Consider the following 17,443-nt stretch of genomic DNA (forward strand, 5'->3'; position numbering starts at 1 on the left):
CCAAAAACGAGGCTGAGTGATTCAGCACAGGGCGTGGTGCGGGTGCGGGTGCGGGTGGGGAGCGCAGTCGGGTCAGGGGCGGAGGCCGACTTCGGCGTGGGCGGTGCCGTCCAGGCGCCACGTACGCTCCGTGCCTGACTGGCTGCGCACGCTGAGCGCGAGGTCGGCACGCTCGGTGTTGGTGCAGGTGGCCGTTGACCCGTCGGGGTCGGTGTACTCGATCTCGACGCAGCGGTCAGCGGGCTGCGTCACCTCGATGGAGACCTCGAAGCCCTGGGTGCGGCCCTTTACCGACCATTGCGGCAGCCCCAGCGTGGTGCGCAGTCCCCACGATGCGATTCGGGTCGCAGGCCAGTCGTAGCCGTCCACCCTCATGCGAAGGAACGTGATCGGTGCCAGCTTCGACAACCCGCTGCGGCGCGACACGGCTGTGACGACTTCCACCAGGTCGCCGTTGCCGAGGTCCGCGTGCAACCACGCCCACCTCTGCGCGCTGCCGTGGCCGTAGATCCGGGCCACGGCCCCGGTGCCGTTGATTCTGTGGCGCTGCCCGTCATGGTCGACCCAGCCCGACACGGGCATCGAGGGTGCGGGAAGCACCTGTGCGCCGGGAAGCAACTCGCGCTCCCATGCCCAGCGCGGAAAGGTGGCTAGAGGTTGCTGGTCGGACGCGTCCCAGTCGATCTCCCACGACAGGTCGGCAGTGTGCCCCTCGGTTCCGGTCGGGTCGATCCTCAGGTCATCGGCGCAGAAACCAGGTTCTCCCTCGGCGGCGGTCTGCGTCGTCGCCTCGGGAACCGACTCCGTGCGTTGCCAGACAGGCCCTGCGTCGGGGGGGAACAGTGCGACCCAGCCATGCGAGGCGACGCCGGAGCCGTCGTCGGTCCCCGCGACGGTCTCGCCGTGCACCCACAGCCCGGTGCCGGTCTCGTCATCGGTGGCCGTCGCGTACCAGACCTCGAGGCGACCTTTCTGGCCCTTCCACCGGGGAGCCCACCACTCCGAGGCCGCCGCTGCCGGTTCCCGCTCTTCATCTGCCATGCGGTGACCGTACATGGGTACCGACCGATGAGTCAGTAGGCGCTGTTCGATCGCCTGGCCCGCTGCCTGAACCGGACGGCAGGATCCTTCGGAAATCGGCAATTGTTCGCACGCGGACGATCTTTCGCGTCGTAGATTGTCGGCCGTGGTTGAGGCGCTCGCACCGACTCACGTTCTTGATGACTCCTCCTTTCGGTCGCTGGTGCAGGCGATCGTGGACGGTCACCGAACGATCGGGCCCCGCCTGAGGGACTCTTCGATCGTGCTCGCCGAGATCAGCGGACCCGAGGACCTGGCCTCGGGCGTCGGCCTCGAGCAGGCACCCGGAGTGTGCCGGGTGGTCGACCTCGACCCTGCCGACTCACGTCGGTTCGCCTGGGCGGTCGGCCCCCACTCGGCCAAGGCCGTGCAGCATCCGGCCGAACAGATCCTGTTCGAGGCCACAGTGGACCAGTCAGGTGTGCACGTGGAGCCGGTGCCCCCCACAGCCGACGACCCCCGGCCCGTCGCGGTGATCGGCCTGCGTCCGTGCGACCTCGCGGCGGTCGGTGTGCTCGACAACGTGCTCGACGGTGGCAGATTCGGCGGCGTCGATCCGTTGGTCGTGGTGGTCAACTGCACCGATCCCGGAGGCACCTGTTTCTGTACGTCGATGGGTACCGGGCCTGCGTTGGATGCCGACCGGGCATCGGGAGCGGACCTCGTGCTGTGGGAGCGGACCGGCACGGATCCCGAGTACCTGGTGACCCACGTGTCCGAGCGGATGGCCCCGACGCTCGACGCCGTCGCCAGATCCGAAGCGACCGCCGAGGACGCATCGTGGGCCAGTCAGGCGACCACCGATGCCGCCTCCCGGATGGGCAGGGTGCTCTCAACCGACGGTCTGGCCGAGCGGCTCACGGCCACACTCGACTCCGAGCGCTGGGATGACATCGCCCAACGTTGTCTGAGTTGTGGCAACTGCACGATGGTGTGCCCCACCTGCTTCTGCTCATCGGTGCACGACACGGCCAGCCTCGACGGGTCCACCGTGGCACGCACCCAGCGCTGGGACAGTTGCTTCAGCCTCGACCACTCGTACATCCATGGTGGAAGTGTCCGGTCCGGCACCGACGACCGCTACCGCCAGTGGCTCACGCACAAGCTGTCCTCGTGGTGGGCGCAGTTCGGCGAGTCGGGCTGTGTGGGCTGTGGCCGATGCATCTCTTGGTGCCCCGTGGGCATCGACCTCGTGGAGGAGGCCAATTTGCTCTCGGCGGAGGCCGACCTCGATCCCGGCGGACTGCAGGCCACCGCGCCCGGCGATCCGACAAGCGCGACCATGAGCATCACCGAGGTGCTGGTGCGCCGGCGGGGCGAGGTCTGAAGTGGCTGTCGGACCTTCCACCGAGGTCGATCCGGCGGGCCTGCTGGCCGGGGCTCTGGCGGGCGTGGATGAGGCCGCCATCGCCACGCTGGCGGCACACTGCGAGGTCGTCGAGTTCGCCCCGGGTGCACGGATCGCGTCGGAAGGCACGCCCGCCGACGCCCTCTACGTGGTGGCATCGGGGCGGGTGCAGCTCAGCATCCACCAACGATCCGCGGAGATTCCGCTGGCCACGGTGGCCGAGGGAGAGCTGGTCGGGTGGTCGTGGATGGTGGCGCCCAACCGGTGGACCTTCGATGTGTCGACAGCCACCGGATCGGTATTGGTGCGGGTGGCCGCAACGACGATCGAGGCCCTGATGGAGGCGGACCCCGTTGCCGGCCTGGCGCTGGCAAGGGCGATGGTCGCCACGGTGAGCCGACGACTGCGTGACACCCGGGTCCAGCTGCTCGACATGTATGCCCGCACATCGGGGGAGGGGTCGTGAACACATCGCTCGATGTGGGCGCTGAGGTTCCGGCCACGATGGTGCCGACCATGCACCGGGTGGCCGGCCGGCGCACCGAGATTCGCCCTGATCCCGCAGCGGGCATCGACGAGGTGGTGACCGTCGAGCTGGAGCCGGTTGCCGAGGCGCTGGGGCCCTTCGAGCCGGGCCAGTTCGCGATGATCTGGGCACCGGGAGTAGGGGAGGTGCCCATCTCTGTGTCGACCGTGGACGGTGGCCGCCTCGGTCTGACCATTCGCTCCGTCGGAGCCACCACGGCGAAGCTGTGTGCGTCACCGGTCGGAAGCGAGCTCGGGCTCCGGGGGCCGTTCGGCCGTGGTTGGACGCTGCCCCAAGCCGGCAAGCAGTCGATCGTGGTCAGCGGCGGAATCGGACTCGCCCCTCTGCGTCTGCACATCGAGGCGCTCGTCGAGTCGCGTCGCGAGCTCGCCGATCCGAAGCTTGTGCTGATCATCGGTGCCCGCACACCCGCGGAGATCCTGTACCCGGAACTGATCGACGAGTGGGGCGAAATCTGCGAAGTGCATGTGACCGTGGACCGAGCTGCGCCGGGCTGGCACGGCGAGGTCGGTCTGGTGACTTCCACGCTCTCGCGGCTGGATGTGGACGCCGACGCCACTGCTGCTCTGTGCGGTCCGGAGATCATGATGCGGCTGGCGGGCGCCGACGTCGTGGCCGCAGGCGCCCCGGCCGCGGGTGTGGAGGTGTCGATGGAACGCTCGATGGCGTGCGCGGTCGCCCACTGCGGCCGTTGCCAGATAGGCCCCGTGCTCGTGTGCCGCGACGGTCCGGTGTTCGCATGGCCCGAGGCCAGTCCGCTGATGGAGGTGCGCAGGTGGTGATCCCGCAATGAGCGGAGCGCCGACGACGCCGAAAGCGAAGCCTTCGCTGGCGGTGTGGAAGTTCGCGTCGTGCGACGGTTGCCAGCTCACGTTGCTCGACTGCGAGGACGAGCTGCTCGCCGTCGCCGGCGCAGTACGGATCGCTTCGTTCCTCGAAGCGTCGAGCGCCGTGGTGGAAGGCCCCTACGACGTGTCCCTTGTGGAGGGATCGATCACCACCGAGCACGACGCGCAGCGGATCCAGGAGGTACGGGCACAGTCCGGGCTGTTGGTCACAATCGGCGCATGCGCGACAGCAGGCGGAATCCAGGCGTTGCGCAACTCGGCCGACGTGCGCGAGTTCGTGTCGGTCGTCTACGCCCAGCCCGACTTCATCTCGACGCTGGACACCTCCACGGCGATCTCGCAGCACGTCAAGGTGGATCTTGAATTGCGGGGTTGCCCGATCGACCGCAACCAGCTGCTCGAGGTGATCGCCTCGCTGCTGGCCGGTCGCCGTCCCGACATCCCCGACCACAGCGTGTGCGTGGAATGCAAGCAGGCCGGCAATGTGTGCGTCGCCGTCGCATCCGGCACGCCGTGTCTCGGCCCTGCCACCCAGGCCGGCTGCGGCGCCCTCTGCCCGGGCTACAACCGCGGGTGCTTCGGGTGCTTCGGGCCATCCGAGCAGCCCAACACCGAGTCGATGACCGCGATGCTCGCCGACCACGGCCTGTCCGGTGAGGAGTTGGTGAGGGTCTACCGGTCCTTCACCGGCGGAGCGCCAGAGTTCGCCGGCGCGGCGGATGCAGTGGAAGTGAGCCTGCGCGGAGCGGACGGGGAGGTGGTGGCGTGACTCATCGCAGCGCCGCTTCGCGCACAGTGCGCGTCGAACAGTTGGCCCGGGTCGAGGGCGAGGGTGCACTCCGCCTCGACGTCGTCGACGGCGTGGTCACCGACGTGCAGCTCAACATCTACGAACCGCCGCGGTTCTTCGAGGCGTTCCTCGAGGGCCGCAACCTGATGGAGCCCGCCGACATAACAGCGCGCATCTGCGGTATCTGCCCAGTGGCCTACCAGATGAGCGCGTGCCGCGCGATAGAGCACGCGTGCGGGGTGACCGTCGACGACACCGTGATGGCTCTGCGTCGACTCCTCTACTGCGGCGAGTGGATCGAGTCGCACACCCTGCACGTGTCGATGCTGCACGCCCCCGACTTCATGGGAGTCCACTCGGCGATCGAGCTGGCCGAGGTCGACCGCGCCACGGTGGAGCGCGCGCTCCGGCTGAAGAAGGCGGGCAACACGATCCTCGAGACGGTCGGTGGCCGGGCGATCCACCCGGTCAATGTCCGCGTGGGCGGGTTTCACCGCCTTCCGCGCCCGGAGGAACTCGCGAAGCTCAAGCCGGTGCTCGATGAGGCAATGGGCGATGCGCGTGCCGTCGCCGAGTGGGTGTCTGGCTTCGAGTTCCCAGACGTGACCATGGACTACCGATTCGTCACCGCGGACGATCCGGGCCACTACCCGGTGTTCGGTGACGGATTCGTGATTGACGGCGGCGAGCACGGCCCGGCGGAGACCTTTGCTGTGGCCGAGTTTCCCGAGCAGGTCGTGGAGAGCCACGTCGAGCACTCCACCGCCCTTCACGCCCACTTGCGTTCCGGCGACGGTTATCTGGTGGGTCCGATGGCTCGCTATGCCATGGCCTCCGAGCGGCTCCATCCGGCAGCGCAGGAGGTGGCCGGGTCAATCGGGCTGTCGCCGCCGGTCACCAATCCGTTCCGCAGCATCATGGTGCGCGCCGTGGAGGTGGTTCACGCCCTGGCCACGGCCCTGGAAGTGATCGACGGGCTCGACTCGGCGGCCCTGTCGGGCCCGGCGTTCGCGGACGTACCGCCTCCAGCTGAGGGCACGGTGGTCGGCCACGGCATCACCGAGGCCCCGCGTGGTCTGCTCTATCACCGATATGGCATCGACTCCGAAGGCCTGATCACCAAGGCCGTGATCGTGCCACCGACCTCACAGAACCAGCCGACGATCGAGCATGACCTCTGGCATGTCGCCGAGGACCTGCTCGCCGCGCAAGGTGACACCCTGACCGACGCCGAGTTGCAGCACCGCTGCGAGGTGGCGATCCGCAACCACGATCCCTGCATCAGCTGCGCGACGCACTTCCTCGACATGACCGTCAACCGCCGCCGCAGCAGTTGACCGGCGCGGATGCTGTCGCTCAGGAGAGGGCCCTCGTCATCGGGGTGGGCAACCGGTTCCGCGGCGACGACGGGGTAGGTGCGGCGGTGCTCGATGCGCTGGGGGAGATCGAAGCGACGGCCGCTGGGCTCGACCTGCTCGAGCTGGATGGAGAGCCGACGCGACTGGTCGACGCTTGGCACGCGAGGCCGAGCGTGATCGTCGTGGACGCGGTGCTGGCTGACGATGTCGAGCCCGGCGGGCTGGTTGTGCTGGAAGGTGAGTCCGCGCTCGACCCGGACCGGGTCGGCCACTGGAGCGCAGGTGTATCCGGGCATTCCGCCGGCCTTGGGGAGGCGCTGCGCCTCGCGGCGGTGCTCGACCGGTTGCCGGCCGAGCTTGTGGTCCTCGGTGTTGCTGCAAACGACTTCGGTGACGGTCCCGGCCTCTCAGGACCTGTGCAGAGCGCCGTGGGCGACGTCGTGGCGGAAATCCGTCGGCGTACGGTTGACTTGGGGTCATGAAACCCCGAACGGTTGGTGTACCCACCGAGGTCAAGCCTGATGAGCACCGGGTGGCGATCACTCCCGACGGTGTGCGTGAGCTGCGCCACCTCGACCTGGAGGTACTGGTCCAGTCCGGTGCCGGCGTGGGCGCGTCCATCGCCGATGCCGACTACGAGCAGGCCGGCGCGACAGTGGTTGCCGAGGCCGTAGAGGTGTGGGAGCGCTCGGATGTGCTCTGCAAGGTGAAGGAGCCGCTCGAGGAGGAGTTCGGTCACTTCCGCGAGGACCTGGTGCTGTTCACCTACCTCCACCTGGCGGCGTACCCACAGGTGGCCGACGCGTTGCTGGGCGCCTCCATGACGGCCGTGGCCTACGAGACGGTCCAGACCACCGAGGGAGCCCTGCCGTTGCTGGCCCCGATGAGCGAGGTGGCGGGCCGCATGTCGATACAGATCGGCGCTCACTTCCTGGAGCGCCACAACGGTGGCCGTGGAGTCCTGCTCGGGGGAGCTCCGGGCGTGCGCCCTGCGCGCGTCGTGGTGCTGGGTGCCGGCAACGTCGGATGGAACGCCGCATGGATGGCTGCGGGCCTCGAGGCCGAGGTACACGTGCTCGATCGCAACATCGACCGGCTGCGCTGGACCGACCAGATCCAGATGGGGCGCATCCTCACGCTCGCCTCCAACCGCGGCCAGGTCGAGCGTGCCATTGCGGAGGCGGACCTGGTGATCGGGGCCGTGCTCGTCGCCGGAGGGCGCGCACCGGTGGTGGTGTCCGAGGAGATGGTTGCCACGATGCGGCCGGGCTCGGTGATCGTCGACATCGCGATCGACCAGGGTGGATGCATCGAGACCTCGCGCGAGACCACACACGCGGATCCCGTGTTCGAGCGTCACGGAGTCATCCACTACTGCGTCGGGAACATCCCCGGGGCGGTGCCCCACACCTCGACCTATGCGCTCACCAACGTGACCTTGCCGTACCTGGCGGAGCTCGCCTCACGCGGCGTACGCGATGCGGCCGCCGTCGATCCGTCGCTGGCGCTCGGGGTCAACACGGCCGGTGGGGCGGTTGTCAACGAAGCAGTGGCCGAAGCCCTGGGACGGCCCTACTCACCGCTCAGCGACGCGCTGGACTGAGTCGGGCGGGCTCTCGCTGGTTCAGCGCGCTGCCCGCAGGGCGTCGGAGGTGGACTCGAGGATCTGTGCCAACTCCTGGTCGGTGACCACGAGCGGAGGGCAGTAAGCGATCGAGTGCTCGCCGATCGGGCGGGCGATCACCCCGGAACCCAGCATGTGGTCCCTCACCTCGCGGGCGGAGGTCTCGTCGGGCAGCGTGATGGCCCAGAGTCCCCCCGCACCCCTGACCGAGGCGGCTGCGCCCTGCTCCACGAGCTCCGCGAGCCCGGCGCCCAGCTCGTCGGCGATGTGCGAAGCGCGGGCTGCGAGTCCCTCTGCCTCGATCAGGTCGATGTTGGCCAGTGCCGCGGCACACGCTGCGGGGTGACCCGAGTAGGTGAAGCCGTGTCTGAACCAGCGTTCGTGGTCGGCTTCCAGCACCGCTCGGGTGGCAGCGCCCACCAGTACCCCGCCGAGCGGCTGGTATCCACTGGTCGCACCCTTGGCGAACGTGACCAGGTCGGGAGTCACCCCGAAGTGGTCTGCTCCCCACCACTCGCCAAGGCGGCCGAAGGCGCACACCACCTCGTCGAAGATGAGTAGCGAACCGTACTCGTCGCACAGCTCGCGCAGGCCGTTCAGGTACCCCGGAGCCGGCGGCCACACACCGGCGGCGCCCTGCACCGGTTCGGCAATCACGGCCGCAACCCGGTCCTCGTGCTCGGCGAAGGCTGCGGCAACGTCCTCGAGGTCGTCGGCATCGGTGTGCACCACGTCGCCGAGCAGTGGGCCCCAGTGCTCCCTGTTGGGCGCCAGGCCCTGTGCCGTCGTACCCCCGTAGCCGACCCCGTGGTAGCCGCGGTCGCGGCTGATGACCACACAGCGCTCCGGGTGCCCCTGCCATGACCAGTGCAGCCGGGCCAGCTTCAGGGCTGTCTCCACTGCCTCGGAGCCCGAACTGGTGAGGAACACCCGCGCGTCGGCCATCGGCGCGATCTGTGCCAGGCGGTCGGCGAGAGCATCTGCGGGCGGGTTGGTGAACTTCTCGAATGTGTGGAAGGCATCGAGGGTATGCAGCTGCGCGGTGATGGCGTCGATGATCTCGGCTCGTCCGTGACCCACCTGGCAGTACCACAGCGATGCCATCGCGTCGATGTAGGTGCGCCCGTACGAGTCCCGTACGGTGCTGCCCTCGCCACCCACGATCGAGATGAAGTCGACCTCGGTCGGTCGGGCGAACGGATGCAGAAGCGCGCGACTGGCCATCGCCGCACGGTACCGGCGCCGGCGAGTTCTCGTGGGGCCAATGGCTGGCACGATCGGCGCCGGATTGCGTCGGCTCTTGCATAGAGTACGAAGCGCGTTTCAGCGCACGGCTCGGCGATTCGCCCACCATGACCCCCGGGAGCCCCCATGAACAACTGGACCCGCAAGCTCGGCAACCTCACCCTTGCGGACGTCGACCTCGTAGGCGGCAAGAACGCGAACCTCGGCGAGATGATCGGCGCCGGCTTCCCGGTCCCCGGTGGTTTCGCCGTGACCGCCCAGGCATACCTGGATGCAATGGACGCGGCGCCGGATGCCTCCGGCAAGTCGCTGCGCCAGGCGCTCCTCGACGACGTCGCGAACGCAGACGTGTCGGATCCGGCCTCGCTGACCGCGCTCAGCGACAGCGTCCACGACCGGATCCGCGCTGCCGGAATGCCTGAAGACATGGCCGAGGTGGTCAAGTCGGCCTACGACGAGGCGGGTGGGGGCGCGGTTGCCGTCCGCTCGTCGGCCACCAATGAAGACGGCGCGGATGCCAGCTTCGCCGGCATGAACGAGACGTACACCAACGTGATCGGTCACGACCAGCTGATCCAGCGCATCGTGGACTGCTGGGCATCGCTCTACGGCGAGCGCGTGATTTCCTACCGCGCAGGCCGCGAGATCGCCGATGAACCGGCGATCGCAGTGGCCGTGCAGCACATGGTCAACTCGGAGGCCTCCGGGGTGATGTTCACCGTCGACCCCTCGACCGAAGACCGCAACCTGCTCGTCATCGAGGCCGCCCAAGGACTCGGTGAAGTTGTGGTCGGCGGGCTCGTGGAACCCGATACCTACACGGTCGACCGTGCAGCACACCGGATCCGCAACATCCGCCTCGGCCACCAGGCGTTCCGAATCGTGCGCGGTGACGACGGCCAGGACCGAACCGAGGACCTCTCCGAGGACGACGGAGCCCAACAGGTGCTGCCGGCGGACCGGATCGTGGAACTCTCCGACATCGGCGTGAAGGTCGAGGAGTACTACGAGATGCCGATGGACACCGAGTGGGCGCTGGAAGACGGCAAGCTCTACCTGGTGCAGGCCCGGCCCATCACGACGCTTCATGCAGGCGGCGCCTCGGCGGGGGACAACGGTGACGGCGCCGCCGCGTCTGACGAGCCGCTGCCCGAACCGCTGATCACCGGCCTGCCCGCATCGCCGGGCGTGGTCACGGGCAAGGTGCGTGTGCTGCAGTCCCATGAGGAGGGCGGGACGCTCAAGGACGGTGAGATCCTCGTTGCCCCGATGACCTCACCGGACTGGGTGCCCACGATGCGGCGGGCCGCTGCACTGGTCACCGATGGAGGTGGCATGACCTGCCACGCCGCAATCGTCAGCCGCGAGCTGGGCGTGCCCGGCATGGTCGGCACCCGCAACGCCACCACGGTGCTGCGCACCGGGGAGCAGGTGACGGTCGATGGCAAGGCCGGACGGGTCTTCCCGGGCGACGTCACGAAGATCCTGGATCCACCTGCACCCAGCGGTGGGGTCGTCGTCTCCGGCCTGCCGACGGAGCCGGGCTCGGTCGAGCCCCTTGCCACGAAGCTCTACGTCAACCTCGCGATCGCGGAGCGCGCCCAGACGGTCGCCGAGATGCCCGTCGACGGCGTGGGGCTGTTGCGTGCGGAGTTCATGATCACCGACGCCCTCGGTGGCGAGCACCCGCGCAAGTTGATCGCCGAGGGCCGCAGTTCGGAGTTCGTCGACAAGATGGCCGACCAGCTCCTCGAGGTGACCCGGCCGTTCGGCACGCGGCCCGTGGTGTACCGCACCACGGACTTCCGCACCAATGAGTTCCGCGAGCTCAAGGGTGGCGACGAGTACGAGCCGCCGGAGGAGAACCCGATGATCGGGTTCCGCGGTGCCTACCGGTACCTGAGCCAGCCCGAGGTGTTCGACCTGGAGCTGCAGTACCTGTCCCGTGTGCACGAGGAGTGCCAGAACCTGATCGTGATGATCCCGTTCGTACGAACGAAGTGGGAACTCGAGCAAGTGCTCGAGTTGATCGACCGCTCGTCACTCGGATCGCACCGCAACCTGAAGCGCTGGGTGATGGCCGAGGTCCCCTCGATCGTGTACCGCATTCCCGACTACGCGGCCATGGGCATTGACGGTGTGTCGATCGGCTCCAACGACCTGACCCAGCTCATGTTGGGCGTGGACCGTGATTCAGAGGTGTGCGCGGAGTTGTTCGACGAGGCCGACGACGCGGTCCTGGACGCGATCGGCAGCATCGTCACCGCTGCCCGCGCGGCGGGGATCACCTCGTCGCTCTGCGGCCAGGCGCCGTCCAACCGGCCCGACTTCGCCGAGCACCTCGTGAGGTTCGGGATCACGTCCGTTTCGGTCAACCCCGACGTGGCCGAGCACACCCGTGCGGTGATGGCGGCTGCGGAGCGCCGCCTCCTGCTCGAAGCGGTGCGGGGCTGAGCTTTGCGGACCAGCATCCAGGGAGCCAGGCCCCGCTCTACCTGACACGCGTGTCAGGTTTGGGGGTACCATTGGCACCCATGAGCGACACTGTCAGGGATTTCGAGGATGTCCGCCGGGGAAACGCCTACGAACCGCTCGCGGTCGACGACTTCATGGCCGGGCTGGAGGAGGTCCAACGGACCGTCTGCAGCACCCGCAACCAGCTGTGGCAGCACGTCGCGGATGGCACCCTCAGCGAGGAGTACCTGCGTCGGTACTGCAAGGAGTACTACTTCCTCGGGGTCAACTACACCCGTGAGTTCGCCTCGTTGGTGGCCAACGCTCCCGACCCCGACGTGCTCATGCTCTCGAACTCGGAGCACTTCGCGCATTGGCTGCAGAACCTCGCCGACGAGACCGGCTACGCGGGCGACGCCAACCACGTCGACATGAAGGTCGACTGGGCACGCATGCTCGGCATCGGTGACGAGGAGTTGGTCGACTACGTCCCGATCCCCGAGACGCTCGGGATGATCTACACGAGCCTCTACTACATGCGCCGCAGCTACGAGGAAGGCCTGGCGGTCTTCGGCTGGGCCGGCGAACGCTTTGCCGCATCCACCGGCTACGCCAAGATGATGTACGAGGGCATGCGGGATCACTACGGCATCGAGGTGCCCAACTTCAAGGTCCACGCCTACGCCGAAGTCGACCATGGCGATGCTGCCGACTACCTGTTGCGCAAGATCGTGGCCGACGGACTGGTGCAGCACCGGGTTCGCCGTGCGGTCACCCATGTGTTCACGGTCCGCAACGCCCGGGCGATCGCGCTCAACCGCTGGCTCGAAGAGCCCGGCGCCCTTCGCTGACCTCTACTACGGTCGGCGCCACAGCGAACCGGCTTGCCAGCATGCGCCGGCGTCTTCGGGAGCACACGAAGGTACGCAGAGCCCAGGTGTCCGACCGGTGAGGCTGCAAGGATGCCCTTCGCCACCTTGCCGTTCGCGGACGACCCGACGATGGAGTTCGTCCTGATCCTGCGGTGGTGTGGCTCCGATGGAGACGAGCTGCCCCCGCCCGCGCCCCCCTGACCCGGAATGGCACGGCCGCACCCGGCGCCGCTGCTCAGGACTTCAGTTCGCTGACTTCCTGGTCGTGGTCGGGGCCCCCGACGCGCTTGGAAACGAAGTCGATCACTACCACGACGAGGAAGCCGACCAGGGCAAGGGCGATTGTCGGTCCCACCGCTTCGCCCGGGGCTTCAAGCACCGTGCTGTCGACGCCTTGGGGCCAGGGCCACAGCACGCGCAACGAGCCGAGCATCAGGCCGATGAGTGCGGCCATCACAGTGTTGTAGTGGTTCTCCAGCGCCCAGTGAAGTGCCTGTGAGAACAGTGCGAGGCCAACCACGCACCCGAGGCCGACCACGCCGATCGTGACGAGGTCACGGTCGCTCACTGCTGCCAGCACCGGCCCGTACATGCCGAGCATCACGAGAATGAACGAGCCCGAGATTCCGGGCAGGATCATGGCGCAGATAGCCACGGCGCCGGCCACGAAGTAGGCCCACCAAGCCGGGTCGCTCACCTGGCTGACCGTCTCCTCGGAAGTGCCTCCCCGGAGCCCGAGCAGCAGGAAGACGCCGATTGCCACCAGGACCCCCACCGCGATGCGCTGGCCGTCACGGTTCTCCAGCAGGCCCCATGCGACTACCACGGACCCGAGCACGAGGCCCATGAACAGCCCGGCCATCATCTCCGGGCGCTCCTCCAGCTGATGCTCGATGACGCTCGCGAGCGTCAGGATCGCGAGACCGATGCCGATCAGCAGCGGCACCAGGAATCCCCACTCGACGCTTCGCAGCGCCACTCTGACACCGTCGATGTCGCCCTTGATCAGGCGGCCGATGGCGCTGGATCCCTCCCTGATGGATGAGATCAGTCGGCGGTAGATACCGAAGACAAGGGCGATCGTGCCGCCGGACACACCCGGTACGATGTCGGCGGCGCCCATGCAGAAGCCGCGGATGATGCTGAAGGGGATCTCTCGCACCCCGAAACGGTAGCCACCGCCACCATTCGCGGCGGCATCCGTTGGCTGCGCCGGCACCGCTACCTGTCGGGGCTCAGCTGCCCCACATCTCGCCCCGCACGAAGTCGTAGATGTTGGTGAAGTCCTGCACGGCGGAGTCGGGGAGCGGCTTCACGCCACCGAGGGCCTCGGCACCCCACATGATCTGCGCGTTGTGCTCCACCACCTGAGCGGAGTGGAGCGCGTCCTGCACGTCCTTGCCCACGCACAGCAGGCCGTGGTTGGCCATCAGGGCTGCGGAGCGGTCAGCCAGGTGCTTGGCGACCTCGGTGGCGAGTTCAGCTGTGCCCGACTGTCGGTAGTCGGCGCAAGGCACGTCGCCTCCGATGTAGATCACGAACTCGTCGATGCCTGCCGGAATTGGCTTGTGGGCGACCGCGAACATCGAGGAGTGCTTGGCATGGCAGTGCACCACAGCTCCGACCTCGGGGTAGTTGCGGTAGCACTCGAGGTGCAGCGGCATCTCGGAGGTGGGGGACCGGTGCCCATCGAGCACCTCTCCCTCGCCGTCGACCACCACGAGGTCTTCGAGGGTCATTCCGACGTAGGGAACCGAGGACGGCGTGAGCACGTAGCGGCCGGGTTCGATCTTGCCTGACACGTTGCCGGCCGTGCCCGACACGAGGCCGCAGGCGTGCAGTTCCTTCGCGGCGGCCAACACGGCTGCTCGGACCTCGTCGATCGGGGGCATCAGCTGACCACCAGCTCGGCGTTGCTCATTTGAGGACCTCGGGGTTCACACAGTGAAGTGGCGGCTCGCCCGCGAGGAGGCGAGCAATGTCGTCGGCAAGCATCGCAGAGTGGTTGACCTCGGTGTCGTACGTCGCTCCACCGATGTGAGGTGTGAGCACCACGTTGGCCATCTCGGTGAGTGGGTGGCCGTCAGGCAGTTGCTCCCCCTCGAAGTGGTCGAGCGCCGCGGCCGACAGCTTGCCGTTGGCCAGCGCTGCGGTGAGCGCATCCATGTCGTGCAGCGACGCGCGGGCGGTGTTGACGTAGACCGCTCCGTCGCGCATCGCCGCGAACTGCTCCGCGCCCATCATTGCCAGAGTGTCGGGCATCGGGGGAGCGTGCATCGAGACCACGTCGGATTCGGCCAGCAGGGCTCCCAGCGAATCGTGCGTGGCCTCGTCGTTGAATGGATCGAACGAGATCACCCGCATGCCGAGGCCCTCGAATCGCCAAGCGGCGGCCCGCCCGACCGCGCCGAGACCGACAATGCCGACGGTGCGTCCGGCGAGCTGCCAGGCCCGGTACCGCTGGTACGGGATGGTCTCGTCACGGAAGACCGCGCTGTCACGCAGATCGGTGTCGGCCGGAATCACGTGCCGCGAGGCCGCAAGGGTCAGGGCGACGGCGAGTTCGGCGACACCATCGGCGTTGCGGCCGGGCGCGTTCATGACCGGGATGCCGCGATCGGTCGCCGCCGCGACGTCGACGTTGTTGGGGTCGCCGCGGCAAGACCCGATCGCGATCAGGCCCGCGTCCATGATCTCGTCGCCCATCACGAAGTCGGACTCGACCACGAGTACCGTCGCCCCGGTTTCGGCAACGCGCTCCGCCAGCTTGGCGCCGTCCCATATCCGCATCGGTACGTGGTCGATCCACGGGTCCAGCACCACGTCACAGACCTCCCGCAGGCGGTCGAGCCCCGGTCCGCGGAACGGCGCGGTAACCAACGCAATGGGTCGATCGTCTGGCATCAGCTTTCCCCTCAGGTGCCCGTGGTGAACGGGTAGGGACAAAGATAGGTGGTGTCGGACGCTGCAGGCAGATCCACTTCGGTGGGCGCGAATGTGGCCGCGACACGTGGCCCACCTAGGCTCCAGACGCTGTGAAATCCGCCATGGTGCCTGGTCTTGCTGCCTTAGCGACGGTGCTCGTTGCCGCGCTCGCCGGGTGCTCCGACGGAGCGGCGGAGCAGGTGGCGCCCGGCTCGAAGGTCACGGTTGCCGGCGACTCGATCTCGGTCGGGCTCGGCGCCGCGTTGCGCGATGAGGTGAATACCGCGGTCACCGTCAAGGTGATCGGGCAGGAGGGAACCGGGCTCGCCCGCCCCGATCGATTCGACTGGCCCGCTCGCCTCGAGGAACTCGCACGCGACTTCCCGCCCGAGGTGCTCGTGTTCTCGGTGGGATCCAACGATGCCCAGGATCTCCGAGACGCCAATGGTGATGTGGTGGCGCCGATGTCGGATGGCTGGGAGGACGAGTACCGGGACCGTCTGGCCCAGGCCTTCGATGCGTTCGAAGGCACTGGCACGCGCTTGGTCTGGGTGGGTCATGTGCGCATGGACGACCCCACCGGCGGGGACACCAACCGCCTCGTCCACGAGATCGCAGCCGACCTGGCCAGTTCGCGTGCTTGGGTGCAAGTGGAGGATCTGGCCGAGCTGACCGGCTCGGGTGAGGACGAGCCCTCGCTGTGCTTGCTGGCCGACGGCGTTCACCTGAGCGTCGAGTGCTATCAGCGAGCCGCCGCGGACCTTGCTGAACGAGTCGGCGCAGCCTGAGTCGAGCCGGTCAGTCAGCCATGTCCGCTGCCATCTTGCGCAGCGTCGCCCGGTCCAGCTTCTCCATGGGTGTCAGCGGAAGAGCGTCCACCAACACGGCCCGCTCGGGGAGCTTGTGCCGTGCGAGCGACCTCAGTGCGTGGTCGCGGATCCCATCCAGCGTCGGTGGGTCGTCGCGATCGTGGGCCACGACGAATGCAACGCAGATCTCGCCCATTACGTCATCGTCGCGGCCCACGACTGCAACGTCGCGAACTCCGGGGCATCCGGCGACAGCCGCTTCCACTTCCACCGGATGCACGTTGTAGCCACCTCTCACGAACATGTCGCCGCTGCGGCCCGCGAGATGCAGTCGGCCCTTCTCGTCGACCCAGCCGAGGTCCCCAGTGCGGATGGCACCGTCGAGCCAGGTGGTAGCACTGGTCGCCACGGCATCGAGCCAGTAGCCGGACATGGTTGCCGGCGAGCGCAGGCAGACCTCGCCCACCTCGCCCGCGGCTACCGGTTGGCCGGCGTCGTCGCGGATGCTCAGCTCCACTCCGTCGTGTGCCCGCCCGACGCTGCACTCAGCATCCTCGGGGTCGTCGGTCGGGCCGGTGCCGACCCCGACCCCCGCCTCGGTGCACGAGTACCGCACCATCACCGGCACGCCGAGGCGCTCGCGGATCTCGTGGATCAGCGACGGCTTGGCGGGCCCTCCGCCCAGGACCACTGAGCGCACGCTCGAGAGGTCGAACGAGTCGACCTCGGGGTGGTGCAGCATCAGGGTCATCTGTGTGGGCACCCCCGCCAGCACGGGCATCCGGTAAGCCTCCACAAGACCCAGAGCCGTGGTCGGTGACCAGCGCTGCAGCAAGTGGGTCGTGCCGCCGCGCATCAGCTTGCCCTGCAGCTTCGTGGTCGGCCCGAGGTGTGTCAGTGACATGCCCGACATTCCGTGGGGCCCGGGAGCATCGGGGTCGCCCCACGCACCCCCGGTGTCGACCTGCGTGATGAAGTCGACCTGGCGTTGTGCATACACGGCTCCCCGCGGAGTGCCGGTGGTGCCGGAAGTGAAGACTATGGCCAGGGGTCGTTGAGGGTCAGGCGGTGGATCTGCGGGCCCGGCTCCTGCGACGCGCAGTTCTGCGAGCGCGTCACTGTCGGAGCTCGCCGGTTCGGCAACGACCGTCGCAGTGTCGCCAGTGCCGACGCCCGACGCCGGGAGCTGCCCGGGGTCGATCACGACCACGGCGGGCATGGCGAGCGCCACCAGCGCCGCGCGTTCCGGCTCGGCGAGCTTGTGATTGACCCCCGCGAGGGCGGCGCCGGCACGAGCTGCCGCAACCTGCAGCACGATGTACTCCGGGCGCGGCGACATGACCGCGGCGACCCTGTCACCCAGCCCGACGCCCAGCTCGCGGAGGCCCGCCGCGACCTCGTCGGCGAGTCGGTCGAGCCGCCGGTAGCTCATCTCCCAGCCTGTGGGCGACACGTAGGCGGTACGCTCCCCGAAGCGATCGGCAGCCTGTCGTACAGTCTCGCTGAGGCCCACAGGCTCCCGATCGCTCACAACAGTCCCCGA

Annotated in this window: 16 protein-coding genes; 10 read left to right on the forward strand and 6 right to left on the reverse strand. The window is 68.2% G+C overall.

Going from position 1 to position 17,443, the window contains the following annotated elements; translation table 11 throughout:
* Positions 1 to 72: 72 nt before the first annotated feature.
* On the reverse strand, positions 73 to 1,041 hold the full coding sequence (locus GY812_14070) for a murein L,D-transpeptidase (GenBank protein MCP4436609.1): 969 nt from the start codon (positions 1,039 to 1,041) through the stop codon (positions 73 to 75).
* A gap of 145 nt (positions 1,042 to 1,186) precedes the next feature.
* Between GY812_14070 and GY812_14075 the strand changes: the two genes are divergently transcribed.
* The 7 genes from GY812_14075 to ald are packed head-to-tail and all read left to right on the forward strand — an operon-like array spanning position 1,187 to position 7,574.
* Positions 1,187 to 2,407, forward strand: a complete 1,221-nt coding sequence (locus GY812_14075; protein MCP4436610.1) for a hypothetical protein — start codon at positions 1,187 to 1,189, stop codon at positions 2,405 to 2,407.
* Between the two features lies 1 nt (position 2,408).
* On the forward strand, positions 2,409 to 2,894 hold the full coding sequence (locus tag GY812_14080) for a cyclic nucleotide-binding domain-containing protein (protein ID MCP4436611.1): 486 nt from the start codon (positions 2,409 to 2,411) through the stop codon (positions 2,892 to 2,894).
* 50 nt (positions 2,895 to 2,944) lie between these two features.
* Positions 2,945 to 3,757: an oxidoreductase gene (locus GY812_14085; protein MCP4436612.1), complete on the forward strand. Its 813-nt coding sequence runs from the start codon at positions 2,945 to 2,947 to the stop codon at positions 3,755 to 3,757.
* A gap of 7 nt (positions 3,758 to 3,764) precedes the next feature.
* Positions 3,765 to 4,592 (forward strand): oxidoreductase, encoded by an 828-nt coding sequence (locus GY812_14090; GenBank protein ID MCP4436613.1) that lies wholly within the window; start codon positions 3,765 to 3,767, stop codon positions 4,590 to 4,592.
* On the forward strand, positions 4,589 to 5,950 hold the full coding sequence (locus GY812_14095) for a Ni/Fe hydrogenase subunit alpha (GenBank protein MCP4436614.1): 1,362 nt from the start codon (positions 4,589 to 4,591) through the stop codon (positions 5,948 to 5,950). Before GY812_14090 ends, GY812_14095 begins: the two co-directional genes overlap by 4 nt.
* On the forward strand, positions 5,947 to 6,453 hold the full coding sequence (locus GY812_14100) for a hydrogenase maturation protease (protein MCP4436615.1): 507 nt from the start codon (positions 5,947 to 5,949) through the stop codon (positions 6,451 to 6,453). Before GY812_14095 ends, GY812_14100 begins: the two co-directional genes overlap by 4 nt.
* The gene (gene ald / locus GY812_14105; protein MCP4436616.1) at positions 6,450 to 7,574 is read left to right on the forward strand and encodes an alanine dehydrogenase; all 1,125 of its coding nucleotides are present in this window, start codon (positions 6,450 to 6,452) and stop codon (positions 7,572 to 7,574) included. Before GY812_14100 ends, ald begins: the two co-directional genes overlap by 4 nt.
* Positions 7,575 to 7,595: 21 nt before the next feature.
* On the opposite strand, the gene GY812_14110 is transcribed toward ald, so the two are convergent.
* The gene (locus tag GY812_14110) at positions 7,596 to 8,819 is read right to left on the reverse strand and encodes an aspartate aminotransferase family protein (GenBank protein ID MCP4436617.1); all 1,224 of its coding nucleotides are present in this window, start codon (positions 8,817 to 8,819) and stop codon (positions 7,596 to 7,598) included.
* 147 nt (positions 8,820 to 8,966) lie between these two features.
* Between GY812_14110 and ppsA the strand changes: the two genes are divergently transcribed.
* Together ppsA and GY812_14120 are read left to right on the forward strand one after the other, a co-directional pair.
* The gene (ppsA, locus tag GY812_14115; protein ID MCP4436618.1) at positions 8,967 to 11,294 is read left to right on the forward strand and encodes a phosphoenolpyruvate synthase; all 2,328 of its coding nucleotides are present in this window, start codon (positions 8,967 to 8,969) and stop codon (positions 11,292 to 11,294) included.
* A gap of 80 nt (positions 11,295 to 11,374) precedes the next feature.
* Complete coding sequence (locus GY812_14120) at positions 11,375 to 12,145, forward strand: hypothetical protein (GenBank protein ID MCP4436619.1); 771 nt, start codon at positions 11,375 to 11,377, stop codon at positions 12,143 to 12,145.
* A 256-nt stretch (positions 12,146 to 12,401) separates the two neighbouring features.
* Here the strand turns inward: GY812_14120 and GY812_14125 are convergent, their stop codons facing one another.
* The 3 genes from GY812_14125 to GY812_14135 all read right to left on the reverse strand — a co-directional run bounded on the left by GY812_14125 (position 12,402) and on the right by GY812_14135 (position 15,070).
* Positions 12,402 to 13,328, reverse strand: a complete 927-nt coding sequence (locus GY812_14125; GenBank protein MCP4436620.1) for a DUF368 domain-containing protein — start codon at positions 13,326 to 13,328, stop codon at positions 12,402 to 12,404.
* 73 nt (positions 13,329 to 13,401) lie between these two features.
* On the reverse strand, positions 13,402 to 14,058 hold the full coding sequence (locus GY812_14130) for a fuculose phosphate aldolase (GenBank protein ID MCP4436621.1): 657 nt from the start codon (positions 14,056 to 14,058) through the stop codon (positions 13,402 to 13,404).
* Between the two features lie 25 nt (positions 14,059 to 14,083).
* A complete protein-coding gene (locus GY812_14135) occupies positions 14,084 to 15,070 on the reverse strand; it encodes a 3-phosphoglycerate dehydrogenase (protein MCP4436622.1) in 987 nt (328 codons plus the stop codon).
* A gap of 173 nt (positions 15,071 to 15,243) precedes the next feature.
* Between GY812_14135 and GY812_14140 the strand changes: the two genes are divergently transcribed.
* Positions 15,244 to 15,879 carry a DUF459 domain-containing protein gene (locus tag GY812_14140; GenBank protein MCP4436623.1) on the forward strand — a complete coding sequence of 212 codons (636 nt, stop codon included), beginning with the start codon at positions 15,244 to 15,246 and terminating at the stop codon, positions 15,877 to 15,879.
* 10 nt (positions 15,880 to 15,889) lie between these two features.
* Here GY812_14140 and GY812_14145 read toward each other — a convergent pair whose 3' ends face one another.
* A complete protein-coding gene (locus GY812_14145) occupies positions 15,890 to 17,431 on the reverse strand; it encodes a long-chain fatty acid--CoA ligase (GenBank protein ID MCP4436624.1) in 1,542 nt (513 codons plus the stop codon).
* Between the last annotated feature and the right edge of the window lie 12 nt (positions 17,432 to 17,443).

The sequence above is a fragment of the Actinomycetes bacterium genome (assembly GCA_024222295.1).
Taxonomy (GTDB): Bacteria; Actinomycetota; Acidimicrobiia; order Acidimicrobiales; family Microtrichaceae; genus JAAEPF01.

What these genes read in the sequence shown, in the direction of transcription:
- GY812_14090 (MCP4436613.1), top strand. Translation starts at nt 3,765, where the DNA reads ATGAGCGGAGCGCCGACGACGCCGAAAGCGAAGCCTTCGCTGGCGGTG.
- GY812_14135 (MCP4436622.1), bottom strand. Translation starts at nt 15,070, where the DNA reads ATGCCAGACGATCGACCCATTGCGTTGGTTACCGCGCCGTTCCGCGGA.
- GY812_14070 (MCP4436609.1), bottom strand. Translation starts at nt 1,041, where the DNA reads ATGGCAGATGAAGAGCGGGAACCGGCAGCGGCGGCCTCGGAGTGGTGG.
- GY812_14120 (MCP4436619.1), top strand. Translation starts at nt 11,375, where the DNA reads ATGAGCGACACTGTCAGGGATTTCGAGGATGTCCGCCGGGGAAACGCC.
- ppsA (MCP4436618.1), top strand. Translation starts at nt 8,967, where the DNA reads ATGAACAACTGGACCCGCAAGCTCGGCAACCTCACCCTTGCGGACGTC.
- GY812_14085 (MCP4436612.1), top strand. Translation starts at nt 2,945, where the DNA reads ATGCACCGGGTGGCCGGCCGGCGCACCGAGATTCGCCCTGATCCCGCA.
- GY812_14110 (MCP4436617.1), bottom strand. Translation starts at nt 8,819, where the DNA reads ATGGCCAGTCGCGCGCTTCTGCATCCGTTCGCCCGACCGACCGAGGTC.
- ald (MCP4436616.1), top strand. Translation starts at nt 6,450, where the DNA reads ATGAAACCCCGAACGGTTGGTGTACCCACCGAGGTCAAGCCTGATGAG.
- GY812_14130 (MCP4436621.1), bottom strand. Translation starts at nt 14,058, where the DNA reads ATGCCCCCGATCGACGAGGTCCGAGCAGCCGTGTTGGCCGCCGCGAAG.